This window comes from Nocardia sp. NPDC059195, assembly GCF_042754695.1.
Lineage (GTDB): Bacteria > Actinomycetota > Actinomycetes > Mycobacteriales > Mycobacteriaceae > Nocardia.
Genome location: NZ_JBHZBG010000008.1, coordinates 212,010 through 236,851, shown reverse-complemented (window position 1 = coordinate 236,851; position 24,842 = coordinate 212,010). Strand labels below are relative to the sequence as shown.

The 24,842-nt window shown below is 66.2% G+C and carries 24 protein-coding genes and 1 pseudogene; 10 read left to right on the top strand and 15 right to left on the bottom strand.

The features are described 5' to 3' along the window. The first annotated feature begins 438 nt into the window (after positions 1 to 438). The 3 genes from ACFXKN_RS13540 (at position 439) to ACFXKN_RS13530 (ending at position 8,418) form a co-directional block, all read left to right on the top strand. Complete coding sequence (locus ACFXKN_RS13540; protein ID WP_379433052.1) at positions 439 to 3,939, top strand: DNA-directed RNA polymerase subunit beta; 3,501 nt, start codon at positions 439 to 441, stop codon at positions 3,937 to 3,939. Positions 3,940 to 4,044: 105 nt separating this feature from the next. Further along, positions 4,045 to 7,998, top strand: coding sequence for a DNA-directed RNA polymerase subunit beta' (locus tag ACFXKN_RS13535; protein ID WP_378941111.1), 3,954 nt, complete (start codon positions 4,045 to 4,047; stop codon positions 7,996 to 7,998). A 75-nt stretch (positions 7,999 to 8,073) separates the two neighbouring features. After that, positions 8,074 to 8,418 carry a hypothetical protein gene (locus tag ACFXKN_RS13530; RefSeq protein ID WP_379433051.1) on the top strand — a complete coding sequence of 115 codons (345 nt, stop codon included), beginning with the start codon at positions 8,074 to 8,076 and terminating at the stop codon, positions 8,416 to 8,418. Positions 8,419 to 8,441: 23 nt separating this feature from the next. On the opposite strand, the pseudogene ACFXKN_RS13525 reads toward ACFXKN_RS13530, so the two are convergent. The 4 genes and pseudogenes from ACFXKN_RS13525 to ACFXKN_RS13510 all read right to left on the bottom strand — a co-directional run. After that, a pseudogene (locus ACFXKN_RS13525) lies at positions 8,442 to 8,942 on the bottom strand (formate/nitrite transporter family protein); the annotation flags it as partial. Continuing rightward, positions 8,935 to 9,264, bottom strand: coding sequence for a helix-turn-helix domain-containing protein (locus tag ACFXKN_RS13520; RefSeq protein ID WP_378941105.1), 330 nt, complete (start codon positions 9,262 to 9,264; stop codon positions 8,935 to 8,937). The pseudogene ACFXKN_RS13525 and the gene ACFXKN_RS13520, both read right to left, overlap by 8 nt. Then, positions 9,261 to 9,632 (bottom strand): type II toxin-antitoxin system RelE/ParE family toxin, encoded by a 372-nt coding sequence (locus ACFXKN_RS13515; RefSeq protein ID WP_378941103.1) that lies wholly within the window; start codon positions 9,630 to 9,632, stop codon positions 9,261 to 9,263. The genes ACFXKN_RS13520 and ACFXKN_RS13515 overlap by 4 nt, the downstream gene beginning before the upstream one ends. A 40-nt stretch (positions 9,633 to 9,672) precedes the next feature. Then, positions 9,673 to 10,662, bottom strand: coding sequence for a DMT family transporter (locus ACFXKN_RS13510; protein WP_379433050.1), 990 nt, complete (start codon positions 10,660 to 10,662; stop codon positions 9,673 to 9,675). 38 nt (positions 10,663 to 10,700) lie between these two features. Between ACFXKN_RS13510 and ACFXKN_RS13505 the strand changes: the two genes are divergently transcribed. Beyond that, complete coding sequence (locus ACFXKN_RS13505; RefSeq protein ID WP_379433049.1) at positions 10,701 to 11,231, top strand: CGNR zinc finger domain-containing protein; 531 nt, start codon at positions 10,701 to 10,703, stop codon at positions 11,229 to 11,231. A gap of 40 nt (positions 11,232 to 11,271) precedes the next feature. On the opposite strand, the gene ACFXKN_RS13500 is transcribed toward ACFXKN_RS13505, so the two are convergent. Continuing rightward, positions 11,272 to 11,943 (bottom strand): TetR/AcrR family transcriptional regulator, encoded by a 672-nt coding sequence (locus ACFXKN_RS13500; RefSeq protein ID WP_379433048.1) that lies wholly within the window; start codon positions 11,941 to 11,943, stop codon positions 11,272 to 11,274. A gap of 114 nt (positions 11,944 to 12,057) precedes the next feature. Here ACFXKN_RS13500 and ACFXKN_RS13495 point away from each other — a divergent pair, with 114 nt between their 5' ends. Beyond that, positions 12,058 to 12,576: a hypothetical protein gene (locus ACFXKN_RS13495; RefSeq protein ID WP_379433047.1), complete on the top strand. Its 519-nt coding sequence runs from the start codon at positions 12,058 to 12,060 to the stop codon at positions 12,574 to 12,576. A gap of 23 nt (positions 12,577 to 12,599) precedes the next feature. After that, positions 12,600 to 13,931: a serine hydrolase domain-containing protein gene (locus tag ACFXKN_RS13490; RefSeq protein WP_379433046.1), complete on the top strand. Its 1,332-nt coding sequence runs from the start codon at positions 12,600 to 12,602 to the stop codon at positions 13,929 to 13,931. A 63-nt stretch (positions 13,932 to 13,994) separates the two neighbouring features. On the opposite strand, the gene ACFXKN_RS13485 is transcribed toward ACFXKN_RS13490, so the two are convergent. The 3 genes from ACFXKN_RS13485 to ACFXKN_RS13475 form a co-directional block, all read right to left on the bottom strand. After that, on the bottom strand, positions 13,995 to 14,675 hold the full coding sequence (locus ACFXKN_RS13485) for a hypothetical protein (protein WP_378941091.1): 681 nt from the start codon (positions 14,673 to 14,675) through the stop codon (positions 13,995 to 13,997). Positions 14,676 to 14,830: 155 nt separating this feature from the next. Beyond that, positions 14,831 to 15,472: a hypothetical protein gene (locus ACFXKN_RS13480; RefSeq protein ID WP_378941089.1), complete on the bottom strand. Its 642-nt coding sequence runs from the start codon at positions 15,470 to 15,472 to the stop codon at positions 14,831 to 14,833. 106 nt (positions 15,473 to 15,578) lie between these two features. After that, positions 15,579 to 16,835 carry an FAD-dependent oxidoreductase gene (locus tag ACFXKN_RS13475; protein WP_379433045.1) on the bottom strand — a complete coding sequence of 419 codons (1,257 nt, stop codon included), beginning with the start codon at positions 16,833 to 16,835 and terminating at the stop codon, positions 15,579 to 15,581. Positions 16,836 to 16,960: 125 nt separating this feature from the next. Here ACFXKN_RS13475 and ACFXKN_RS13470 point away from each other — a divergent pair, with 125 nt between their 5' ends. Beyond that, positions 16,961 to 17,293, top strand: coding sequence for an ArsR/SmtB family transcription factor (locus tag ACFXKN_RS13470; RefSeq protein WP_379433044.1), 333 nt, complete (start codon positions 16,961 to 16,963; stop codon positions 17,291 to 17,293). Beyond that, a complete protein-coding gene (locus ACFXKN_RS13465) occupies positions 17,290 to 17,769 on the top strand; it encodes an SRPBCC family protein (RefSeq protein ID WP_379433043.1) in 480 nt (159 codons plus the stop codon). Before ACFXKN_RS13470 ends, ACFXKN_RS13465 begins: the two co-directional genes overlap by 4 nt. A gap of 161 nt (positions 17,770 to 17,930) precedes the next feature. On the opposite strand, the gene ACFXKN_RS13460 is transcribed toward ACFXKN_RS13465, so the two are convergent. The 5 genes from ACFXKN_RS13460 to ACFXKN_RS13440 all read right to left on the bottom strand — a co-directional run bounded on the left by ACFXKN_RS13460 (position 17,931) and on the right by ACFXKN_RS13440 (position 21,175). Beyond that, positions 17,931 to 18,920: a pirin family protein gene (locus ACFXKN_RS13460; protein ID WP_379433042.1), complete on the bottom strand. Its 990-nt coding sequence runs from the start codon at positions 18,918 to 18,920 to the stop codon at positions 17,931 to 17,933. Continuing rightward, a complete protein-coding gene (locus tag ACFXKN_RS13455) occupies positions 18,917 to 19,231 on the bottom strand; it encodes a GNAT family N-acetyltransferase (RefSeq protein ID WP_378941081.1) in 315 nt (104 codons plus the stop codon). The genes ACFXKN_RS13460 and ACFXKN_RS13455 overlap by 4 nt, the downstream gene beginning before the upstream one ends. 10 nt (positions 19,232 to 19,241) lie before the next feature. Beyond that, on the bottom strand, positions 19,242 to 20,258 hold the full coding sequence (locus ACFXKN_RS13450) for an aldo/keto reductase (RefSeq protein ID WP_378941079.1): 1,017 nt from the start codon (positions 20,256 to 20,258) through the stop codon (positions 19,242 to 19,244). Continuing rightward, a complete protein-coding gene (locus tag ACFXKN_RS13445; RefSeq protein ID WP_378941077.1) occupies positions 20,255 to 20,716 on the bottom strand; it encodes a MerR family transcriptional regulator in 462 nt (153 codons plus the stop codon). Before ACFXKN_RS13445 ends, ACFXKN_RS13450 begins: the two co-directional genes overlap by 4 nt. 90 nt (positions 20,717 to 20,806) lie before the next feature. Next, positions 20,807 to 21,175, bottom strand: a complete 369-nt coding sequence (locus ACFXKN_RS13440) for a VOC family protein (protein WP_378941075.1) — start codon at positions 21,173 to 21,175, stop codon at positions 20,807 to 20,809. A gap of 106 nt (positions 21,176 to 21,281) precedes the next feature. On the opposite strand from ACFXKN_RS13440, the gene ACFXKN_RS13435 reads away from it, so the two are divergent. Beyond that, positions 21,282 to 21,485, top strand: coding sequence for a hypothetical protein (locus ACFXKN_RS13435; RefSeq protein WP_378913265.1), 204 nt, complete (start codon positions 21,282 to 21,284; stop codon positions 21,483 to 21,485). A gap of 14 nt (positions 21,486 to 21,499) precedes the next feature. On the opposite strand, the gene ACFXKN_RS13430 is transcribed toward ACFXKN_RS13435, so the two are convergent. Continuing rightward, positions 21,500 to 21,991: a SixA phosphatase family protein gene (locus ACFXKN_RS13430; RefSeq protein WP_378941073.1), complete on the bottom strand. Its 492-nt coding sequence runs from the start codon at positions 21,989 to 21,991 to the stop codon at positions 21,500 to 21,502. A 157-nt stretch (positions 21,992 to 22,148) separates the two neighbouring features. Here ACFXKN_RS13430 and ACFXKN_RS13425 point away from each other — a divergent pair, with 157 nt between their 5' ends. After that, complete coding sequence (locus ACFXKN_RS13425) at positions 22,149 to 23,816, top strand: FAD-dependent oxidoreductase (protein WP_378941071.1); 1,668 nt, start codon at positions 22,149 to 22,151, stop codon at positions 23,814 to 23,816. A gap of 175 nt (positions 23,817 to 23,991) precedes the next feature. Here ACFXKN_RS13425 and ACFXKN_RS13420 read toward each other — a convergent pair whose 3' ends face one another. Further along, positions 23,992 to 24,765 (bottom strand): acyl-[acyl-carrier-protein] thioesterase, encoded by a 774-nt coding sequence (locus tag ACFXKN_RS13420; RefSeq protein WP_378941069.1) that lies wholly within the window; start codon positions 24,763 to 24,765, stop codon positions 23,992 to 23,994. Positions 24,766 to 24,842 lie beyond the last annotated feature (77 nt).

The window sequence follows — 24,842 nt, the reverse complement described above, 5'->3', positions numbered from 1 at the left end:
CCGCGAACCGTCACCCTATTCACAGCAGCGTGAGCTGTTGAGGGGCATCAGCGCCAGCGAGGAATTCGGCCCAGCGTCAGCTGACAGGGGCCCAGCGCCAGTTGAATAGAGGGCTCAGCGCCAAGTGAGCAGTCGGCTCGGGGGAGTCGGCAGTAGGCGCGCAGCGGTGAAGGAACCCGACGCGGCCAGCGTCCAGGGCTTCGGCGCGTTATCCCGTGCGAGCGGTCACACGGATGGTATGTTGACACTCCCTTGTCTAGGGGTGTAAGTTTGGACGTTGCGCTGGCTGCCTCCTGTCCACACCTTGATTCGCACTCGAAAGTTCCACCCTTCCGGTGTTACTTCCGCTGCTGCTTGTTCTGGTTTCGTTCGGGCTGTAACCAGCGGAATTCGTAGCAGACAAGCGACGGTCGCGGACCACCACGCGACGCGCGTGAGGTGCTGGAAGGACGCATCTTGGCAGTCTCCACCCAGACCAAGGCTGGTATCCCCGGAGCCCCGTTGAGGGTTTCGTTCGCGAAGATCCGAGAGCCCTTGGAGGTGCCCGGACTTCTCGACCTACAAACGGACTCGTTCGCCTGGTTGGTCGGTACACCCGACTGGCGCGAGAAGGCAGCCGCTCGCGGCGACGTCGGTCTCGCAGGCGGCCTCGAGGAGGTGCTCGAAGAGCTCTCGCCGATCGAGGACTTCTCCGGGTCCATGTCCCTGTCGTTCTCTGATCCGCGCTTCGAAGAGGTCAAGGCCTCCATCGATGAGTGCAAAGAGAAGGACATGACCTACGCGGCGCCGTTGTTCGTCACCGCGGAGTTCATCAACAACAACACCGGCGAGATCAAGAGCCAGACGGTGTTCATGGGCGATTTCCCCATGATGACCGACAAGGGCACCTTCATCATCAACGGCACCGAGCGTGTCGTCGTCTCGCAGCTGGTCCGTTCCCCGGGCGTCTACTTCGATCACAACATCGACAAGACCACCGAGAAGGACCTGCACAGCGTGCGCGTGATTCCGTCGCGCGGCGCGTGGCTGGAGTTCGACGTCGACAAGCGCGACACCGTCGGTGTCCGTATCGACCGCAAGCGTCGTCAGCCGGTTACCGTGCTGCTCAAGGCGCTGGGTTGGACGACCGAGGAGATCGTCGAGCGTTTCGGCTTCTCCGAGATCATGATGTCCACCCTGGAGAAGGACAGCACGCCCGGCCAGGACGAGGCGCTGCTCGATATCTACCGCAAGCTGCGTCCGGGCGAGCCGCCGACCAAGGAGTCCGCGCAGACTCTGCTGGAGAACCTGTTCTTCAAGGAGAAGCGCTACGACCTGGCCCGCGTCGGTCGTTACAAGATCAACAAGAAGCTCGGCATCCACGTGCACGAGCCGGTGACCTCCTCGGTTCTCACCAAGGAAGACATCGTCGACACCATCGAGTACCTGGTGCGTCTGCACGCCGGTGACCGCACGATGACCGCCCCCGGCGGTGAAGAGGTCCCCGTCGAGATCGACGACATCGACCACTTCGGTAACCGTCGTCTGCGCACCGTCGGCGAGCTCATCCAGAACCAGATCCGCGTGGGCCTGTCCCGCATGGAGCGCGTGGTTCGTGAGCGGATGACGACTCAGGACGTCGAGGCGATCACGCCGCAGACCCTGATCAACATCCGCCCGGTCGTCGCCGCGATCAAGGAGTTCTTCGGAACCTCCCAGCTGTCGCAGTTCATGGACCAGAACAACCCGCTGTCGGGTCTGACCCACAAGCGCCGCCTGTCGGCGCTCGGCCCCGGTGGTCTGTCCCGTGAGCGTGCCGGTCTGGAAGTTCGTGACGTCCACCCGTCGCACTACGGCCGCATGTGCCCGATCGAGACCCCGGAAGGCCCGAACATCGGCCTGATCGGTTCGCTGTCGGTGTACGCGCGGGTCAACCCGTTCGGCTTCATCGAGACGCCGTACCAGAAGGTTGTCGACGGCAAGGTCACCGACGTAGTCAAGTACCTGACCGCCGACGAGGAAGACCGCTACGTTCGCGCGCAGGCCAACTCCCCGGTCGACGCCGAAGGTCGCTTCCTCGAGGAGAAGGTCCTCGTCCGCCGTGCGGGCGAAGAGGTCGAGTTCGTGACGCCGGCGCAGGTCGACTTCATGGACATCTCGCCGCGCCAGATGGTGTCGGTCGCGACGGCCATGATCCCGTTCCTCGAGCACGACGATGCCAACCGTGCCCTCATGGGTGCGAACATGCAGCGTCAGGCCGTGCCGCTGATCCGTTCCGAGTCCCCGATCGTGGGTACCGGCATGGAGCTGCGCGCAGCCGTCGACGCCGGTGACGTCGTCGTGAACGAGAAGCCCGGTGTGGTCGAAGAGGTCTCGGCCGATTACGTCACCGTGATGGCCGACGACGGCAGCCGCAAGTCCTACCGGATGCGCAAGTTCAACCGCTCGAACCAGGGCACCTGCTCGAACCAGCGTCCGATCGTGGACGAGGGCGATCGGGTGGAGAAGGGGCAGGTCCTCGCGGACGGCCCCTGCACCGAGAACGGTGAGATGGCGCTGGGCAAGAACTTGCTCGTCGCGATCATGCCGTGGGAAGGCCACAACTACGAGGACGCGATCATCCTGTCGCAGCGCCTCGTGGAAGAGGACGTTCTCACCTCGATCCACATCGAAGAGCACGAGATCGATGCCCGCGACACCAAGCTCGGTGCCGAGGAGATCACTCGGGATATCCCGAACGTCTCCGACGAGGTCCTCGCCGACCTCGACGAGCGCGGCATCATCCGCATCGGTGCCGAGGTCCGCGACGGCGACATCCTGGTCGGCAAGGTCACGCCCAAGGGCGAGACCGAGCTCACCCCGGAAGAGCGTCTGCTGCGTGCCATCTTCGGTGAGAAGGCTCGCGAAGTTCGCGACACCTCGCTGAAGGTGCCCCACGGTGAGTCCGGCAAGGTCATCGGCATTCGCGTGTTCTCGCGCGAAGACGACGACGATCTGCCTCCCGGTGTGAACGAGCTGGTCCGCGTCTACGTGGCCCAGAAGCGCAAGATCCAGGACGGCGACAAGCTCGCCGGTCGCCACGGCAACAAGGGCGTCATCGGCAAGATCCTCCCCATCGAGGACATGCCGTTCATGCCCGACGGCACGCCGGTCGACATCATCCTGAACACCCACGGTGTGCCCCGTCGTATGAACATCGGTCAGATCCTGGAAACCCATCTCGGGTGGATCGGTAAGGCCGGCTGGAATATCGACGTGGCCACGGACGGCACTCGCCCCGACTGGGCGGCCACGCTGCCCGAGGAGATGCTGGCCGCGCCCGCCGACTCGAACATCGCCACGCCCGTCTTCGACGGTGCCAAGGATGACGAGCTGACCGGTCTGCTCGCGTCGACGCTGCCCAACCGTGACGGCGAGCGCATGGTCGACGAGAACGGCAAGTCGACCCTGTTCGACGGTCGCTCCGGCGAGCCGTTCCCGTACCCGGTCGCGGTCGGTTACATGTACATCCTGAAGCTGCACCACCTGGTCGACGACAAGATCCACGCCCGTTCGACCGGTCCGTACTCGATGATCACCCAGCAGCCGCTGGGTGGTAAGGCGCAGTTCGGTGGTCAGCGATTCGGTGAGATGGAGTGCTGGGCCATGCAGGCCTACGGCGCGGCGTACACGCTGCAGGAACTCCTGACCATCAAGTCCGACGACGTGGTCGGCCGCGTGAAGGTCTACGAGGCGATCGTCAAGGGCGAGAACATTCCGGAGCCGGGCATTCCGGAGTCGTTCAAGGTGCTCCTCAAGGAACTCCAATCACTGTGCCTCAACGTCGAGGTGCTGTCTTCGGACGGCGCCGCGATCGAGATGGGCGGCGGCGAGGACGAGGATCTGGAGCGCGCGGCCGCGAACCTGGGCATCAACCTGTCCAGGAACGAAGCCGCCACCATCGACGATCTGGCGAACTAGGTGGTAAGCGGTGCGGTCGCTGTGGAAGCGACCGCACCGCGCACCGCGCTCGACAACTAGTGAACTTTTGCTCGAATTCGACCCGAATAGGGGAAAGGAAGTTACGTGCTAGACGTCAACTTCTTCGATGAACTCCGGATCGGCCTTGCCTCCGCCGATGACATCCGCCAGTGGTCTTTCGGCGAGGTGAAGAAGCCGGAGACCATCAACTACCGCACGCTCAAGCCGGAGAAGGACGGGCTCTTCTGCGAGAAGATCTTCGGTCCTACCCGGGACTGGGAGTGCTACTGCGGCAAGTACAAGCGTGTCCGCTTCAAGGGCATCATCTGTGAGCGCTGTGGCGTCGAGGTGACTCGCGCCAAGGTGCGTCGTGAGCGGATGGGCCACATCGAGCTGGCCGCTCCCGTTACCCACATCTGGTACTTCAAGGGCGTTCCGTCGCGCTTGGGTTACCTGCTCGACCTGGCGCCGAAGGATCTCGAGAAGATCATCTACTTCGCCGCCTACGTCATCGTCGGTGTCGACGAGGAGCTGCGCCACAACGAGCTCAGCACCCTCGAGGCCGAGATGGAGGTCGAGAAGAAGTCTGTCGGCGATCAGCGCGACGCCGATCTCGAGGCCCGCGCGCAGAAGCTCGAAGCCGACCTGGCCGAGCTGGAAGCCGAGGGCGCCAAGTCCGACGTGCGTCGCAAGGTCAAGGACGGCGGCGAGCGCGAGATGCGTCAGCTGCGCGACCGCTCGCAGCGCGAGCTGGATCGTCTCGACGAGATCTGGACGACCTTCACCAAGCTGTCGGTCAAGCAGCTCATCGTCGATGAGGTGCTCTACCGCGAGCTGGTCGACCGCTACGGCGAGTACTTCACCGGTGCGATGGGTGCGGAATCCATCCAGATCCTGATGAAGAACTTCGACATTCCCGCCGAAGCCGAGAGCCTGCGCGAGACCATTCGCTCGGGCAAGGGTCAGAAGAAGCTGCGCGCGCTCAAGCGTCTGAAGGTCGTCGCGGCCTTCCAGACCAACGGCAACTCGCCCATGGGCATGGTGCTCGACGCTGTTCCGGTGATCCCGCCGGAGCTGCGTCCGATGGTTCAGCTCGACGGTGGCCGGTTCGCCACCTCCGACCTGAACGACCTGTACCGCCGCGTGATCAACCGCAACAACCGCCTCAAGCGACTGATCGATCTGGGTGCGCCCGAGATCATCGTCAACAACGAGAAGCGGATGCTGCAGGAGTCGGTCGACGCACTGTTCGACAACGGCCGTCGTGGCCGTCCGGTCACCGGACCGGGTAACCGCCCGCTGAAGTCGCTGAGCGATCTGCTCAAGGGCAAGCAGGGTCGTTTCCGTCAGAACCTGCTCGGCAAGCGCGTCGACTACTCGGGCCGTTCGGTCATCGTTGTCGGTCCGCAGCTGAAGCTGCACCAGTGTGGTCTGCCGAAGCTGATGGCGCTCGAGCTGTTCAAGCCGTTCGTCATGAAGCGTCTGGTCGATCTCAACCACGCGCAGAACATCAAGTCCGCCAAGCGGATGGTCGAGCGTCAGCGTGCCCAGGTGTGGGATGTCCTCGAAGAGGTCATCGCCGAGCACCCGGTGATGCTGAACCGCGCGCCCACCCTGCACCGCCTCGGCATCCAGGCCTTCGAGCCCCAGCTGGTCGAAGGCAAGGCCATCCAGCTGCACCCGCTCGTGTGTGAGGCGTTCAACGCCGACTTCGACGGTGACCAGATGGCCGTGCACCTTCCGCTGTCCGCGGAGGCGCAGGCCGAGGCACGCATCCTGATGCTGTCGTCGAACAACATCCTGTCCCCGGCGTCGGGTCGCCCGCTGGCGATGCCGCGTCTGGACATGGTGACGGGCCTGTTCTACCTGACTCGTCTCGACGAGAACGGTGTCGGCACCTACAAGGCCGCGGCCAAGGACGAGCCGGAGTACGGCGTGTACTCCTCGCCCGCCGAGGCGCAGATGGCCGTCGATCGTGGCGAGCTGACCGTGCGGTCCACCATCAAGGTGCGGCTGACCGAGCAGCGCCCGCCGCGCGATATCGAGAACGAGCTGTTCCCGGACGGCTGGAAGCGCGGCGAGTCGTGGCTGGCCGAGACCACGCTGGGTCGCGTGATCTTCAACGATCTGCTCCCGGCGGACTACGCGTTCATCAACGAGCCGATGCCGAAGAAGCGTCAGGCCACGATCATCAACGATCTGGCCGAGCGCTACCCGATGATCGTCGTCGCGCAGACCGTCGACAAGCTCAAGGACGCCGGCTTCTACTGGGCCACGCGTTCGGGTGTCACCGTCTCCATGACGGACGTGCTCGTTCCGCCGGAGAAGCCCGAGATCATGGAACGCTATGAAGCTATGGCCGACCTGATCGAGAAGAAGTACCAGCGTGGTGCGCTCGATCACTCCGAGCGCAACAACGCCCTGGTCAAGATCTGGCAGGAAGCCACCGAGGAAGTGGGTGCCGCGCTGCGTACCCACTACCCGCCGGACAACCCGATCATCACGATCGTCGACTCCGGCGCCACGGGTAACTTCACCCAGACCCGTACCCTCGCGGGTATGAAGGGCCTGGTGACGAACCCGAAGGGTGAGTTCATCCCGCGCCCGATCAAGTCCTCGTTCCGTGAGGGCCTGACCGTGCTCGAGTACTTCATCAACACCCACGGTGCTCGTAAGGGTCTGGCCGATACGGCGCTTCGTACCGCCGACTCGGGTTACCTGACCCGTCGTCTGGTGGACGTGTCGCAGGACGTCATCGTCCGCGAAGAGGACTGTGGCACCGAACGCGGCATCTTGGTGCCGATCGCGGAGAAGCTGGCCGACGGCACGATCATCCGTGACGCGCACGTCGAGACCTCGACCTTCGCTCGGACCCTGGCGTCCGACGCGGTCGATGCCAAGGGCAACGTCATCGTGGCGAAGGGCGCCGACCTCGGCGACCCCGCGCTGGAGGCACTGCTCGAGGCCGGTATCACCGAGGTGAAGGTCCGCTCCGTGCTGACCTGCACCACCGGCACCGGCGTCTGTGCCACCTGCTACGGCCGTTCGATGGCCACCGGCAAGCTGGTCGATATCGGCGAGGCCGTCGGCATCGTCGCCGCCCAGTCCATCGGTGAGCCGGGTACCCAGCTGACCATGCGTACCTTCCACCAGGGTGGTGTCGCGGGCGACGACATCACCGGTGGTCTGCCGCGTGTTCAGGAGCTCTTCGAGGCCCGTGTCCCCAAGGGCAAGGCGCCGATCGCGGAGGTCTCGGGCCGGGTGCGTCTCGAGGACGACGACCGCTTCTACAAGATCACGATCATCCCTGATGACGGGTCGGAAGAAGTCGTCTACGACAAGCTCTCGAAGCGTCAGCGTCTGCGGGTGTTCAAGCACGACGACGGCTCCGAGCGTCTGCTGGCCGACGGTGACCACGTGGAGGTGGGTCAGCAGCTGCTCGAGGGCGCTGCCGATCCGCACGAGGTGCTGCGCGTGATGGGTCCCCGTCAGGTGCAGGTTCACCTGGTCCACGAGGTCCAGGAGGTCTACCGCTCGCAGGGTGTGTCGATCCACGACAAGCACATCGAGGTCATCGTTCGCCAGATGCTGCGTCGCGTGACGATCATCGATTCGGGTGCGACCGAGTTCCTGCCCGGCTCGCTCACCGAGCGCGCCGAGTTCGAGAACTCGAACCGTCGCGTGGTGGCCGAAGGCCGCGAGCCGGCTTCGGGCCGTCCCGTGCTGATGGGTATCACCAAGGCGTCGCTGGCCACCGATTCGTGGCTGTCGGCGGCCTCCTTCCAGGAGACCACCCGAGTGCTGACGGATGCGGCCATCAACTGCCGCTCCGACAAGCTGATCGGCCTGAAGGAGAACGTGATCATCGGTAAGCTCATCCCGGCCGGTACCGGTATCAACCGTTACCGCAACATCCAGGTGCAGCCGACCGAAGAAGCCCGTGCCGCGGCGTACGCGGTGCCGTCCTACGACGACACCTACTACTCCCCGGACAGCTTCGGCTCCTCCACCGGCGCAGCGGTGCCGCTGGACGACTACGGTTTCAGCGACTACCGCTAACCCGTAGGCAGCCAACAGATTCCGGCCCCCGCTCTTTCGAGAGCGGGGGCCGTTTTCGTGCGTACAGTCGCCGGTGTGAAGTCTCAGATAGTCGTCGTCGTGCTCGCGGTGATCGGTGTGCTCGCGTCGGCGTTCACCGCCTATCGAGTCGTCGTCCACTCGATGTCGGACCAGATAGTAGTCAGCTGCCGCCCGGATTCCGGCAGGTCGTACTGCGTGTACCACCGCACAACGTCAGGGCTGGGGGCAACCGAGTACGAGATCCACGTCGGAATCGCCCCCAATCGAGGCTTGTTCTACCGAGTCCCTTATCCGGCAGGCGATGTCGCAGCCACCTGGAACCCCGACACCGACCTCCTGACGATCACGATGCCGGGCACGGAGCTGACGATCGCGGAAGCGGAGTACCGAGACCGCTAGCGCGCCGCCCCTCTCTGCGAACTTCAGTCCGCCACAACGGATTCTGTGGGTTCGGTTTGCCGGCGGGACGGGGCGGTGCGGGCGTGGGTGGCGTAGAGGGTCAGGCCTACGAAGGTGAGGCCGCCGACGAGGTTGCCTACGACGGTGGGGATTTCGTTCCAGATGAGGTAGTCGGCGAGGGAGAAATCGCCGCCGAGGAGCAGGCCCGAAGGGAAGAGGAACATGTTGACGATGGAGTGTTCGAAGCCCATGTAGAAGAACAGCATGATGGGCATCCACATCGCGATCACCTTGCCCGACACCGAGGTCGACATCATCGCGGCGACGACGCCGGTGGAGACCATCCAGTTGCACAGCACGGCGCGGATGAACAGGGTGAGCATGCCCGCACCGCCGTGTTCGGCATAGCCGAGCGTTCGGGATTCGTCGATCTCGCCGACGGCGCTGGGGTCGACCGAGAAGGCCATGGTGAGGATGGTCGCCATCATCACCGCGACGGTGAACGCCCCAGCGAAGTCAGGCAACCTTGATGGTGTGCGGGCCGACGCTCACGCTGATGTCGACGTGGCCGCCGAGTGCGCGGGCGTAGGCGCGGAGGGTGTCGAGTTCCATGGCTGCCAGGTCGCCGTTCTCGATCTGGGAGATACGCGCCTGGCTTACTCCGATGGCGGCCGCGAGTTCGGCCTGCGTCTTCCCGACTGTTCGTCGGAGTTCCTTGAGGTGGTGTCCGGCAATACGGCCTGCCAACTGTTCGGCTGCGGCTGCCTGTACCTTCGGGTCAGCCAGTTCCGGGTGCAACCGGTGAGCTTCTTCTTTTACTTCGCGCCAGCTTCGTGCGCCAGTCATCGGATCTCCTTCTCGCTATCGGCGCGATAGTCGGCGTAGCGATGTTCTGCCAGCGGAATCGCGTCGTCGTACCACTTGGACCAGCGTCCCATTTTGTCGCCGCTGACCAGGATGATCGCGTGGCGATCGGGATCGAATACGAACAGCATTCGGATCTCCGACCGGCCACTCGAACCGGGACGCAACTCCTTCAGGTTCTTCAACCGGCTGTGTTCGAGGGTATCGACAAGAGGTCTGCCCAGCGCTGGACCAACAGCGGCGAGTTGGTCCAGCGCCTGTTCGATCAAGGCTGCCGATGCTGGGTCGGACTCGCACAGCTTCATGAACCAGTGATCGACTTGCTCGAGTAGCACGATCTCCCATTTCACGATCTGATTATAAGTCACAACTTATATTGGGGGTGATCGATCAGGATCCTTGCTCGGTCCGAGTCGCCGGGGTGTCTGCCGGTGTCTCGGGGTCGCCGAGGGCGGGGGCGCCGGGTTCGCCGAGGCGGACGATGACGACTCCGATGAGAATCAAAGCGCCGCCGAGCAATTGGATCGGGCGGGGAGCTTCGCCCAGGAGGGCCCAGGCGAAGATCAGGGCGGCGAGGACTTCGGTGAGGGCGACGAAGGAGGCCAGGCGGGAGCCGAGGCGGCGGGTGGCGGCGATGCCGGTGACGTAGGCGATGGCGGCGGTGACTATGCCGATGAGGAGGATGGGGATCCACCAGGGGGTGGTGAAGTCGGCGAAAGCGACGGGTTCGGTGGTGGCGCGCAGGGGGACGATGCCGACGAGGCCTGCCAGGATCAGGGTGAGGCCGCCGATCAGGAGGCCGCCGCAGGCCAGGACGGTGCCGGGGAGGTCGCCGCCCTGGGCGGAGAGGACGAAATAGGCTGCGGCGCCGACCATGGCGGCAAGGGCCCAGGCGATGCCGATCGGGTCGGTCGACAGTCCCGAGGCCACATCGAGGACGAGGAGCAGTCCGGTGATGCCGAGAACCGCGCCGCCGATTGTGGCCGCGCCGGGCTGTTGCCGGTGGCGCAACCACAACCAGCCGACCACAGCGATCGGCGCGGTGTATTCGATCAGCAGCGCGGCGCCGACTTCCATGTGCGCGACGGCGTTGAAGTAGGCGAGCTGGGTGCCCGCCACGGCGACCAGCCCGTACGCGCCGATGAGACTCGCGTTGGCGCGCACCAGTTTCCAGTTGCCGCGCAGCTGAGGGAGCGCGAGCGGCAGGAGTACCACCCCGGCGAGGATGACCCGTGCGGCGACGACGGCGGCCGCACTCCACCCTGCGTTCATCAGCCCACGCGCGAGCGGACCGGACAGCCCGAACGAGGTGGCCGACGCCAGCGCGAGCAACAGCCCGGATCGCATCCGGATCGCGCTGTCATGAGTCAAAGTCGCCATGGCTAATGACGGTAAGCAGCCTGCGGTAATATGTCAATGTGGTTTTTGCTCATGACACCGAGGCGGCCCTGCTGGCGGCGGTCGAACTGGTCAATTCCGCCGAAGACCCCGACACGTTGACCGAAACGGCCCAGCTCGCCGAGTTCTTCGAACGACACGTCTACACGGGCGCGCATACCGGCGACCCCGCGGAACTGGCCGCTGTCCGGTCGCTGCGCGCGCCGCTGCGCGCGATGCTCACCAGCGACCGCGATGCCGCCGTCACGCTCGTGAACGAGACCCTCGCCGAGCACCGCGCGGTGCCGCAGCTGGTCCGCCATGGCGACGTCGACTACCACGTGCACGCCGTTCCGGCGCGGGCCCCACTCCCGGTCCGCATCGCCGTCGAGACCGCGATGGCGATGATCGATCTCATCCGTGCCGATGACTTGAGCCGCCTGTCGGTCTGCGCCGACGCCGACTGTGCGGGACTGGTGCTCGACCTGTCTCGCAACCGTTCCCGCCGTTATTGCAGCACTGCCTGTGGCAACCGCAACGCTGTCGCCGCCTACCGCGCGCGTCAGAAGTAGCCCGCTGCAACGCGATCCGGCGTGCGGAACCTGCCGCGATCTAGCCGCTCGGCAGCCGTTCCGCGAGCCCGTCGAGCAAGGCCGCGAGCCCGAACTCAAAACTCCCGATGGCCGTGAGAGTTTCCGTATCAGCGCGCTCGAGCCGCGCCCGCAGCCGGGGGTACGGCTGCGCGATCTCGCCTGCCTCGTCGAGTGCGGCCTGCAATTCGACCGCCGGATCGCGATCTCCGCGCCCGAGCCGCCGCCGCAGTGACACGTCGGCCGCGGCGCCGGCCGCACTGCCGAGGATCAGCGTGAACACCGCCCCCATCGCCTGGTCGGCGGCGTCGTCGACGAACCCGGCGTTCTCGTACACCGTCAGCGCGACCTCATCGTGGCAAGCCTTGTTCGGCCCGTAGAGCAGGTAGCTCGACTGGGCCTGCGCCAGCCAGGGATGCCTGGTGATGGTTGTGTACAACCCGCGAGCCAGCTGTTCGGCGGCCGCGCGCCAGTCGGGCGAGCCGGGATCGGGCAGGGCGATTTCGCCCCAGGTCTCGTCGGCGGCCAGGCGGATCAGGTTGTCCTTGTTCTTCACATGCCAGTACATCGCGGTCGGCGCGGAGTCGAGCCGCTTGCCGAGGCTGCGCATGTTCAGCCCGTCCAAGCCCTCTTCGTCGAGTAGCTCGATCGCGGTGGCGACGATCTGTTCGCGGGTCAATGTCTCACGCGGCATGTCCCAACCTTAGGGGCTCGCCTGGCACTTTCACAAAGTTCAAGAAATCTCTTGCACTTAGTTCAAGTCGCGAGCTATTCTACTTTTACATAGTTCAAGAAGGGATTGACCAGCATGAACGTCCTCCTCGCCACCATCGCCCTCGCCATCGCCGCCGCCTTCGTGAGCATGCCGATCGTGCGCAATCGCTACGGCGCGGCCGCCATGGCCACGGCCGAGTCCGAGCTGGCCCGGCAGGGCGTGCGTACCACCGCGCTCACCGAGAACGGCATGCGGTTCGACGCCAGCGGCCATGAGAGCGCCGCGCCATTGAGCATCGCCGCGATCATGATCGCGCTCGCCGGGATCAACCTCGCTGACCTGGCCGTCGCCCGGCCGCTGAACTGGGTGCTGTTGACGCTGGTTCTGCTCGGCAACAGCGTCATCGTCTACAGCAATCACACCGCCGTGAGCTCGGTGCGCGCCGCGTTCCGCCGCAAGGCTGATCCCGAACTGATTCGCATCGACGTTCCCGCACTGCTCGCAGCCGCCGAATCCGGCTTCCCCGCCTGGACCTGGACGCTGCAGACGCTGCGCAACATCACCGTCTTCGGCGGCACCATCCTCGGCCTCGCCGCCCTCGCCCTTTCCTGATACAGCACGCAAGGAGAAGAACCATGTCCGCTCTCGCCCAGTTCATCGCCGCTACCGCCACCGAATTCGGCATCCCCGGCGTCGCCGTCGGCGTTTTCGTCGACGGCGACGAGATCTTCGCGACGCACGGCGTCACCGGCATCGACAACCCGCTTCCCATCACCCCCGACACCCTGTTCGCCGCTGGTTCGATCACCAAACCGGTGACCGCGACCGCGCTGATGCGGCTGGTCGCCGACGGTAGAATTGACCTGAATGCACCTGTGCAGCAGTATGTTCCGGATTTCACCGCCTCGACCGACATCACCGTCGCGACCCTGCTCAACCACACCGCGGGCCTGGACTGGAACCTCCTCGTCGACACCGGCGAGGGTGACGACGCGCTCGCCCAGTTCGCCCGCCAATTGAGCGATCTCCCGCCGATCGGCAAGCCCGGCGAACGCTCCTCCTACAGCCAGGCCGGTTTCAACCTCCTCGGCCGGGTCATCGAAACCGTCACCGGACAGAGTTTCGAGAGCGCGGTCCACGATCTCGTGCTCGCGCCAGTCGGGATGAACGACAGCGTCTTTCAGCTCTCCGACGTCATCACCCGCCGATTCGCGATCGGCCACGAACTCGGCGCCGACCACGACGTGAGCGTCGTCCGGCCGTGGAAGGGCAACCGCGCCAACAATCCTGGCGGTGGCCTGGCCACGACCGTCGCCGATCAGCTGCGGTGGATGCGTGTCCACCTGGGAAACAGTGACGTGCTGCCCGCCGACATGCTCACCCGCATGCAGGAGCCGACCGTGCAGCTGCGGGCCAGTTCGCTCGGCGACGCGATCGGTCTGTGCTGGTTCGTTCGAGACATCGGCGGTGTCCGCACCATCGGACACGGCGGTTCGGGCTTCGGGCAGTTCGCCGAACTGCTTCTCATCCCCGAACGGGACTTCGCGGTGGTCGTGATGGCCAATGCCGGTCCCGATGGCATCGCGTGCAACCAGCGGATCGTCCGCTGGATCCTCGCGCACTACCTCGGCATCGACGATGTCGACCCGACACCGCTGCCTTTCGACGCCACGGCCGCGGCGGAACTGCTCGGCCGCTATGAGATCGACGCGATGACCTTCGACATCACCGCGACCCCAACGAGTCTGGTCCTCGAGGTCAGGATCAAGCCGGAGCTGCGCGCGGCCGACCAGGCGCTCCCGCCCGACCACGCGCCGTTCGAGTTCGGCCTGCTGCCGGGCGCCGGCGACGAATACATCGTCACCTCAGGAGCTTTCGTCGGTCAGCGTGGGTACTTCAGCCGTGACGAGGACGGCGCGGTGATCGGCGTCGACCTGGCAGGCCGGTTGTTCACGCGCATCAGCTAACCCGAGTCGGGCAGACCGCCGGGGTTTCGATTACCCGGCGGTACGGCCGTGCCGACAGTGCGCCTACCGGACCTTCGGGCACTTCTTCCCCGCCAGATGACACTTGTCCTCGAACCCGGCGGGCAGCCAGGTGCCGGTCTTCAACTGCGGGTGATGCGGAAAGTGCTGGAGCGCGGCAGTGACGAAAAGCAGTACCGCCCAGGGACTCTGGACCTGGATCTGCTGCAACTTGCCTTCCTGGTCGGGGAACCGGCAGCCGATCCGGTCCGGCGCGGTGAGGTCGATGGACTCGAGTGCCGACCAGTACAGCGAGAACGACCGTTCGGGGTTGGTCAGGTGCAACCGCCGGTCCGAGATCATCACCGACCCGGCCCGCTCGGCCACCCAGCGCGGTTGCGCGGCGGCCGCTGCTTGCGCGCGCCGCGTGCGGTTCACGACCGCATTGCCCAACTGCGCGGCCGCCGAGATCGGAGGCGTACCGGTGACGGGGGCCTGACGACGAGTCCGGCTGCCGTCGCCCGTCGCCCGCCACGTGTACCAGTTGACCGTCCCTTCGGCCAGGCCGACCTCCCCGGGCTCGGTCCGCACCCGCGTCGCCGTGTGCGGGATCAGCGCCACCTCACCGCGCGCCAGTAGATCGGCCACCCCGCAGGTGTACAGCAGGTAGTCGTCGAACCACGTCCACCCGGCCTGTTCGGCCAGGGCGCGTTCGATATCGGCCAGCGGGTCGAACACCACTCTCATCACCACCCACCCGTGCGGACTTCTGCCCTCAACGTTAGCGGAGAAGGGCGACGGGATCAGCGTTGCCGGCGCACCGCACGGGTTCTACGTGCTGATGATTCCCGTCGAATTGCTGGTCCCGGCGGCCCGGCGAGGACCCACAACGCAATAGGCGATCAGGGTGCTCCGGTGACATAAGCCAGCGCGGTGTCGATCGCGGGCTGGCCGCCTGCCAAGGCGTACCCGGCGAGTGCGCCGATCGCCGCGCCCGCCACGGTGGCGACCGGGACGGTGATGAAGTCGAGAATGAACAGGCCGAGCGGGAAGCCGAGAATGAAACCGATGGCGGCCCCGATGGCGGCACCCTCGATGATCTTCGGTTGCAGGCGTTGGGTTTCGGCGAAGAAGCGTTCCTGTGCGCTGATGTCGCGCACCGGTGCGGTGGATTCGCTGACCGGGGTGAGAGTCAGGCTGGTGCCCTTCTCGTCGATCGACGGTGTGAGCGGCACCGTGTGCTCGCCGACGCGCACGACCATCGGCAGCGCGGCGAGTACCGTACCCGATTCATCGGTCACCGCGACAACTTTCGCGTCGTGGACGAGCTGGAACCGCCCCGCGTCGATGCTGGTGACCACCGCGCGCCGATCGTCGGTCGCGCTCACCTGGTAGTTCACGCCCTTGTCCACCCCGCGCAGCGAAGGTGCCGGAGTCGGCTGTTCGGCGACAACCGGAGCGGGCTCGGCGTGCCCGTTTCCGGCTGCCGCCACGATGACCCCCATCGCGAGCAGTGCAGCCCCGACCCCAGTGCCGATCCTCATCCCGCAAGCCTCCTGCTGCTTCATCCGGTCCGATTAGTCCGGTTCGTCGCGGCAAACCTAGCCGTTGTGGCCCTTTTCGGAAAGTCGGCTGGGGGCGGTAGGGGGATCAGCGCGTCGCGTGCGCCGGTTCGGCGCCGGTCCGGGGACGTCGCGCGAACTCCGGTGCGTGCTCGGGACGCAGGCCGATGCCGCCGAGGTAGGCGGTGAGTCCGGCGAGCGCGGGCACGGCGTCGACGATACGCAGCGGCAGCGGTGCGGTGTGCAGGGTTCCCCGCAACGCGGGCCCGATGAGCATGTCGTGCTCGCCGCGCTGGGATCGCTGGGTGAAGCTCGCGGGCAACATCCGCCTGCGCTGCACTCTTTCCAGGTCGGCGGTCTGCACGGTGCCGTCGAGCAGTGGCTGCGCCAGGATGCGCGCGGCCGCCACCGCGTCCTGCACCGCGAGGTTGACCCCGACCCCACCGACCGGTGACATCGTGTGCGCGGCATCGCCGATGCACAGCAGGCCGGGCACATACCACCGGTCGAGCATGCCCACCGTGACCTCGAGCAGCTTGACGTCGTCCCAGGTCTGGATCGCCGCCGTCGCCTCGGTGGACCAGCCGAAGAGTTCGGTGACGCGATCGCGCAGCCAGCGCACGTCGTGTGCGGCGCGAAGCTCTGCGTCGCAACCCTTTTCGATGATGTAGCCGGTCTGGTAGTAGTCGCCGCGGTCGATGGCCACCGCGGAGTTGCCGCTGGTGAAGCGGGCCTGTACGGCCCCGCCGTCGATATCGTCCACGGCTTTGGGGATGCGGAAGAACCACATGTCCATCGGTACTTCCTCCATCCGCTGCCGCAGGCCCGCGGCCTCGCGTGCCACGGAATCGCGTCCGTCGCACGCGATCACGAGATCGGCGCGTAACGCGTGTTCGACACCGTCGGCATCGAGGTAGCGCACGCCTGCTACCTGGCCCGCCTCGTCGATCAGCCCGATCGCGGTCGATCGCATGCGCAATGTGAAGGCGGGTTCCTCGGCGGCGGCGCTGGTCAGCAGGTCGAGGAAGTCCCATTGCGGCACCATGGCGATGTGCCGGTACTTGCCGGGAATCCGCGTGAGATCGGCGGCGATCACCATGCGGTCGCCCGCGTATATGCACATTCGGGTCAGCTCGGAGCGCGGCAACCTGGCGAACTCGGCGCCGAGCCCCAGTTCGTCGATCAGCCGCACCGTCGACGGGTGCACCGTGTCACCACGGAAATCCCGGATGAAGTCGGCATGTTTTTCCAGCACGGTGACTTCGACACCGGCTCTGGCCAGGAGTAGGCCTGCCATCGTGCCCGCGGGGCCACCGCCGACGATGCAGCATGTGGTCTTGTCCATGAGTTTCCCCCTCGATGATGTCCCACTACGTTCTACGACAAAGCGTAGTAGTAAACCCGTTGGCACGTCCAGGGTTTGCCGAAAGGCTCTTGACCGGAGGGGGTCGCTACGCGATACTGAACTAGATGGTTCAGTATGACTTCCTAGACGCCTCGTTCGGGGCGCTCGCGGACCCCACCCGGCGGGGCATCCTCGAGCGGCTCGGGCGTGGGCCCGCGAGTATCAGCGAGTTGGCCGAGCGGTTCGAGATGACCTTGACCGGCATAAAGAAGCACATCGGATTGCTCGAGGACGCGGGCATGGTGGTCACCGAGAAGCGTGGGCGGGTGCGGTACTGCCGCATCTCCGAGCGCGTCTTCGATCGTGAGGTGGCCTGGATGCAGGGTTATCGGCAGATGCTGGAGGCCCGGATGGACCGTCTCGGTGAATTCCTGCAACGAACGGAGCCAGAGCAATGAGCACAACCATCAAGGACGCGGCCATCACCTCCACCTCGGACCGCGAAGTCCACATCGAACGCGATTTCGACGCGCCGCTGGACCGGGTGTGGGACGCCTACAGCCGCATCGAGCAGCTCTCGCGCTGGTGGGGTCGCGGGCACGTGATCGACGTCGAGCGCTGGGAGTTCCGCAAGGGCGGGCACTGGCGTTTCGTCGAACACGAGGGCGACGAGTCCTACGGATTCGAAGGCCGCTTCCGCGAGATCACCCCGAAGGAACGCATCGTGCAGTCCTTCGAATGGGACGGCATGCCCGCCCACATCTCCATCGACGACACCACCTTCATCGACCTCGGCGACGGCCGCACCAGAGTCGTCGCCGACAGCGTCTTCCACACGGCCGAGGAATGCGCGGGCATGCTGGCCTCGGGCATGGAGGGCGGCCTCAACGACAGCTACCGCGCCCTCGACGCCCTGCTGGCCGGCGGTCGCTGATCGCGCGCACCCGATGCGGCGCTGGCAGCCCGCACCCGATGTGGCGCGGGAGCCCGCATCGGGTGCAGGCGCGGTCTGATCCAGGTTCGGCTGCGGTCGGAGGTTTCGGCTCGTGCGCAGGTTGATTCAGGGTGCGAAGGCGAATCGACCGCGGTGCCGAGTCAGAGGTGAGCGCAGCCGGTCGCTCGTTTGCGCGGCTTCAAGCGCAACGGCGGCAGTGGCGGGGCGGGTATCCGCTCGTCCGGGCCGTGGCCGACGACCAACGGAAAGCGGCTGGTGTCGCGGGCTTCCCAGGCCTGGCGCGCAGCGACGATCTCGTCGTGGCTGCGGCCGACGAAGTTCCACCACATCACCAGTTCTTCGGTGAATGGTTCGCCGCCGACCAGTGCGAAATGCGCGCCGTCGGTGCTGGACAGGCGGAGCTCGGTGCGGTCGGTGCCCAGGTACAGCAGCGGTCCCGCGGTGAGCTCGGTGCCGTCGACCGTCACCGAGCCCTCGATCACCAGCACCGCGTGCTCGAACGCGCGCTCCAGCGGCAGCCGCACCTCGGCGCCGGGATCGAGCACGATGTCGGCCCCGACGATCGGTGTGTAGGCCTTCGCCGGTGAGCGGACACCGCCCAGCGCGCCGATCAGCACGGTGGCGCGCAGTCCCGGCTCGGCGTAGATCGGCAGTTCGCGATGCTGCTCGAAATGTGGATCGATGCCGGTCGCGTGGCCGGGCAGCGCGATCCACAGCTGTAGGCCGTGGCCCGACTCGGCGCCGGGTACGCCGAACTCCGAGTGCGCGATGCCGCGACCGGAGGTCATCAGGTTCAGCTGGCCCGGTTCGATCTCGACGTCGGATCCCACCGAGTCACGATGCCGGATGCGGCCGTCGAGCGGCCAGGTCACCGTCTGCAAGCCGATGTGCGGGTGCGGCAGGATGTCGGGGGAGGCGCCCGCCTCGGTCGCGGCGGCCGAACCGAACCGGTCGAGAAAACACCACGCGCCCACGGTCGGCAGATCCCGTTGCGGCAGTGTGCGTTCCACATACACTCCGCGCACGCCACCGAGCGGCACCTCCCTGGCCGGGTACAGCTCGGTGATCGGACCCGGGCGCGGCGACGGCTCACACAGCGCCTCGTCCGGGTCGATCTCCCTGTCGCTCACGGCGTGATGCCCTTGCCCACCACGTGCGCGTCGTACTCGGGGTGCTTGTCCAGCCAGCCGCGGATGAACGCGCAGTGCGCGGTGATGGTGCGTCCGCGCGCGATCACGTCCTCGATGGCCTGGCGGGCGAGAACCCCGCCGAGTCCCTTGCCCGCGAACGCGTCGTCGATCTCGGTGTGGATGAAATCGGTGTCGTTGTCGCGCTCGATGTACTCGGTGAAACCGGCGAGCTCATCGTCGAAGAACACGTCGTAGCGGTTCTTCTCGACGTTGCGCACGACGCGGCGCTGCGGATCGGTGGCCTCGGTCATGGCCGCGATCCTATTCGCGCCCGGCCGAGGTGAACGACATATCCGCGTAGCGGCTGCCTGCCACCTGCCCGGCGATCGGTTCCAGCGTCGCCAGTTCGTCGGCGGACAGGCGCACGGACGCCGCGGCGACATTATCGGCCAGCCTGGTCCGCTTGCGGGTGCCGGGGATCGGCACCACGGATACGTTGTGCGCACCCGCCCTCGCATGCACCCAGGCGAGCGCGGCTTGGGCCTGGGTGATGTCGTGCGCGGCGGCGATCGCGGCCAACGGCGCGAGCAATTCGGCGTTGTGCTGGGCATTGTCACCGGTGAAGCGGGGCTGGGACTGACGGAAGTCCTTGTCGCTCAGCTCTTTCGCCGAGGTGAACGCGCCGGTGAGAAAACCGCGACCCAGCGGCGAGTACGGCACGAACGCCACACCCAATTCGGCCGCGGCGGGCACCGCGGTGCGTTCCACGTCGCGGGAGAACAGCGACCATTCCGACTGCAGCGCCGCGATCGGGTGTACGGCGTGCGCGGCACGCAGCTCGTCGCCGGTCACCTCCGACAACCCGAGCGCCCGCACCTTGCCCGCCGCGACGAGTTCGGCCATCGTGGCGACGGTCTCCTCGATCGGGACCGCGGGGTCGCGCCGGTGCATGTAGTACAGGTCGATCGTGTCGACACCGAGCCTGCGCAGGCTGGCCTCGACCGACGCGCGGAGGTAGGCGGGGGAGTTGTCGAAGCCGCGAAAGGACGGGTCGTCGGCCTTGCGCACGATGCCGAATTTCGTGGCGATCAGCAGGTTCTCGCGGTTGGCGCGCACGAAATCGGCCAGGAATTCCTCGTTGTGGCCGGAGCCGTACACATCGGCGGTGTCGAACAGGGTGACGCCGAGTTCGAGCGCGTGGTCGAGGGTGGCCCGCGATTCGGCCGCATCGGTATCACCGTAGAACTCGCTGATGCCCATGCAGCCGAGCCCCTGTGTCCCGACCAGCGGTCCGTCGGCGCCCAGCGTGGTGGTCGGCAGTGTCGCGGTGGTGCTCATGTGTCGCTTCCTTCGCTCGTGTGCACGGTGATCGTGGCGGGACGGACCACATCGGATCGGCCTTCGTAGATGGCGATCTTGTAGTCGAGAACGGCCACGGTCTGCTGCAGCTCCGCGATTTTGTCGAGCACGTCGGATCTGGTCTGCCGGAACATCTCCAGCCGATCCGGGTAGGTCTGCTCACCTGCCCGTACCAGTTCGGCGTAGCGGATCATGTCGGCCACCGGCATGCCGGTGAGCCGCAGCCGCGCGATCAGCGCCAGCCACTCCAGGTCGCGATCGCTGAACCGGCGGTTGCCGGTGTGATCGCGACCGACGTAGCCCATCAGCCCGATCCGCTCGTACCAGCGCAGCGTGTCGCGGCTCAGCCCCGATCGTTGCGCCACCTCGCCGATCGAATACCTCGGGCGCTCGTGCTCGTCGTCGCTGTCGGCGCGTAGCGCTGCGTCCTGATCCATCGTGCTCGTCCCTTCCCGTGGAACTCCCTGGAGACGCTATCCACCTGGAGTGCACTCCAAGCAAGACCTATTCTCACGGGACGGGCGAATTCAGCTGTAGTTAGGCAGCTCCTGAATCGCCCACTTGTTGCCGTCGGGGTCGGCGAAGAAGGTGAACCGGCCCCAGCCCATGTCCTCGACGGGGGAGGCTTCCACGCCTGCCGCGATCAGCTGTTCATAGGCCTTGTCGGCGCTGGCAACGACCATCTGCATGCCCTCGACACTGCCCGGCGCGGCACTGGTGAGCCCGCGCCCGATGCAGATCGAACATCCCGAACCCGGCGGAGTGAGCTGCACGAACCGGATCTCCGGGCTCGGTGTGTGGTCGTGATCGGCGTTGAAGCCGATGCTGGTGTAGAAATCCTTGGCCCGGTCGACATCGGTGACCGGGATGGCAACGAGTTCGATTTTCCATTCCATGCGGTCAAGCATCGTTGCGGGGTCCGACAGAAACAAGGTGTGGATCACATGTCCGTGCGCGCCAAGCGTGTGTACCGGGGTCCCACAGAAACGTAGTGTGGATCACATGGCTGGTAAGGACATCGACCGCGTCAGGGCCCGCTCGGCTTGGGAAACGGTCAAGGAGAGCCCGGTGATCACCGCTATCGCCGTGGCGCCGGTGGTACTCGTGCTAGGCGTGGTCTGGGCGCTGACGAACGGATTCGTCGCGTTCCTGCTCCTCGCGCTGCTGGGGGTGGGCATCGTCGTCGGCGGCAAGTTGCTCAAGTGAGCCACCGCGGGAACTCAGCGCGGGACGTGGAATGACGTGAGTTCGCCCGTGCCGGGGCCGAGTTGTGCCCACGGTCGGTCGAACTCGAGCACCGCCAGCGCCGAGGTGGGGAACTTGCGGCTGAGTTCGGTCGCCTGATCGGATTCGCGGTTGCCCGCCAGTTCCCACGCGGTCCACGGGATCCCGGGTACATGGCCGACGATGAGCAGTGTCGAGATCGTGTCGTCGGTGAGCCCGATCAGCTCCATGAGGGTGTGTGGGTTCGCGTCGTAGATGTCGTCGGTGTATTCGACCGGCGCGGTGATGCCGGTGGCCGCGAGGGTCTGTCTGGTGCGCTCGGCGGTCGAGCAGCGCACGGCGTCGATGGGCGGCTGGGAGGCGCGCAGCCAGGCACCGGCCAGCGCCGCTTCGCGTTCGCCACGCGGTGCCAGCGGGCGCGCGTGGTCGTCGACATTGTCGGGGTAGGCCGATTTTCCGTGCCGCATCAAGATCAGGGTCACCACCATGAGAACACCGTAATCACTGGGCAGCGGTGAGGTCGCAGTCACACTCGAGGCACACTGAAAGGTGCGTCACCGATGATGCGTTCGCGGCTCACCCGTCGCGGGCCCGTCGCGGCGGCGCCTCGAGCCACCGACCACACATTTCGAGGATCTGCACCCTATGGCCTACGTCATCACGCAGCGTTGTTGCAACGACGCCAGCTGCGTCACCGAATGCCCGGTCGACTGCATCCGCCCGACTCCGGATCAACCGGAGTTCGCCACGGCGGAGATGCTGTACATCGACCCTGACACCTGCATCGACTGCGGTGCCTGCGTTGACGCGTGCCCGGTGGACGCGATCTTCTCCGAAGACGACCTGCTGGCCTCGCTGTCCAGGTATCGCGAGATCAACGCCGCCTATTTTCAGCGTCACCCGCTCGAGTCGAACTTCGACCCACTGAGTACGCCGGCCCGCCCGCCCAAGAGTCTGGGTACGCTGCGCGTCGCGATCGTCGGTGCGGGCCCCGCGGCCTGCTACGCCGCCGACGAACTGCTGCGGCGCAGCGATGTCGAGATCGAGATGTTCGACCGGCTGCCGACCCCGTGGGGCCTGGTGCGCGCGGGCGTAGCCCCCGATCACGCGGGCACCAAGGGCGTCGCCGAGATGTTCGAGTCGGCGTTCCGTCGCGACTCGCTGCAGTACTACCTCAATGTCGAGGTCGGCGAGCACATCGATCACCAGGAGCTCTTGGACCACCACCACGCGGTGATCTATGCCGTCGGTGCCTCGAGCGACCGCTCGCTCGACATCCCCGGCGAAGACCTGCCCGGCAGCCACTCGGCCACCGAGTTCGTGGCCTGGTACAACGGCCACCCCGACTTCGCCGAGCGCGAGTTCGATCTCTCCGGTGAGCGTGCGGTGATCGTCGGCAACGGCAACGTCGCCCTCGATGTGGCGCGCGTGCTCACCGGCCACCCCGACGAGCTCGCCAAGACCGACATCGCCGACCACGCGCTGGACGCCCTGCGCCGCAGCAATATTCGCGAGGTCGTGATTCTCGGTCGACGCGGCCCGCTGCAAGCCGCCTACAGTTCGCCGGAGTTCCTGGCGCTCACCCATCGCACCGGCGTGGATGTGATCGTCGACCCCGCCGATATCGAACTCGACCCGCACAGCCGTGCGGTGCTCGACGATCCGAACATCGAACCCTCGATGCGCCTGAAGTACGAACTCGCGCAAGAGTATTCGGTGGCGCAACCCGACCTGTCGAACAAGCGGATCGTGTTCCGCTACCTCACCGCGCCGACCGCCGTGCACGGCACCGACGCGGTTACCGCGATCGAGTTCGCGCACAACGAATTGACCGAGGAGAACGGGCAATTGGTGGCCACCGCCACCGACCGCACCGAAACGATCGACACCGGACTGGTACTGCGCTCGATCGGCTACCGCGGCGAACCCGTCGCCGGGCTGCCCTTCGACGAGCGTCGTGGCACGGTGCCGAGCGAGCACGGCCGGGTTCTCGACGCGACCGAGCCCGTCCCCGGCGTCTACGTCTCGGGCTGGATCAAGCGCGGCCCGCGCGGGGTGATCGGCTCCAACCGGGCCGACGCCGAGGAAACCGTCGAAGCGGTGATCGCCGACTTCATGGCGGGCAAACTCACCGCGCCGACCGGCGACCGGGCCGCACTGCGCGCGCTGCTCGAACAGCGTCAGCCCGATCTGGTCGACCGCAAGGGCTGGAAGACCATCGACCAGGCCGAGAAGACCGCGGGCAAGGCGGCAGGCAGGCCCCGGGTCAAGTTCACCACCCGCGCCGACCTGCTCAAGGCCGCAAAGGGTTAGCCGTAGATCCGGCAGGGGCCCACGCCCCTGCCGGGCACGGCGCCGAAGGGACGGCCGAAGGCCGGTTCTCGGCGCGCCTCCGCCGATGGACTGACCGAAGGGTGCGACGAAGGAGCGCCCGTAGGGAGGGAAGAGGTGGAGTCAAGCGCCGAGAACCGCGGCGCCAGCCGCCAAATTACACAGGCAGCGGCATGATTCTGACGACGGTCGTGGTGACGCCGCCGACCACGAACCACAGCCGCAGTACCACCTGCCCGGTCCGGTCGCCCGGTTCGTGGCGGGCGCGCACGGTGATGTGCTCGCGGGCCAGCACCGGCGCCACGTACTCGATCACGGCGCGGTGCGGTCCGGCGACCAGCTTCGGGAAGTCGACGAGGAACTGTTCGACGGCCTGCCAGTAGCAGGCATTGTTGACGTGGTTGTACTGGTCGATATCGGTCGCGCGGACCGGGAACGGCAGGTCGGTATCGGACTCGCGCGGCGCCGGATCGGTGAGATAGGGCCGCCAGCGCAGGCGATGCTCGTCGGTGGATCGGGCCAGATAGGCAAGGCCGTCGTCGCTGATCCGGGCGGGGAGGTTGCTCGATTCGCTGAGGTTGATCCAGAATCCCTCGGTCTCGATCAGCCCGCCGCGTTCGCTGGTGATCCGCGTGCGCATATTCGTCCACCGGGTGGACATCGACGAACACCAGCGCTCGAGATGCACGTGATCGGGCCACACGACCGGGCGGATCACATCGATGACGGTGCGGCGCACGATCCAGGTGGGATCGGTGAGATGCAGAGCGGTCTGGTTGAGCTCGTCCCAGGCGATATCGGACAGATACCGCGCCACGGCATCCAGGCGCAGTCGTTGATAAGGATCCACGTCGCCGGCCCGGACAGGCCACGCCGTGGCGAAACCCGTGCCCTCCTCGGGAAGCGGGGCCAGTGGCTGATCGAGTGACACGTGTGCTCCTTGCGCGACACACCAGGTGCGCCGCGACTTCTTGCGTAGTTCTGTAGACGACTTTACGGGTCGCAGAT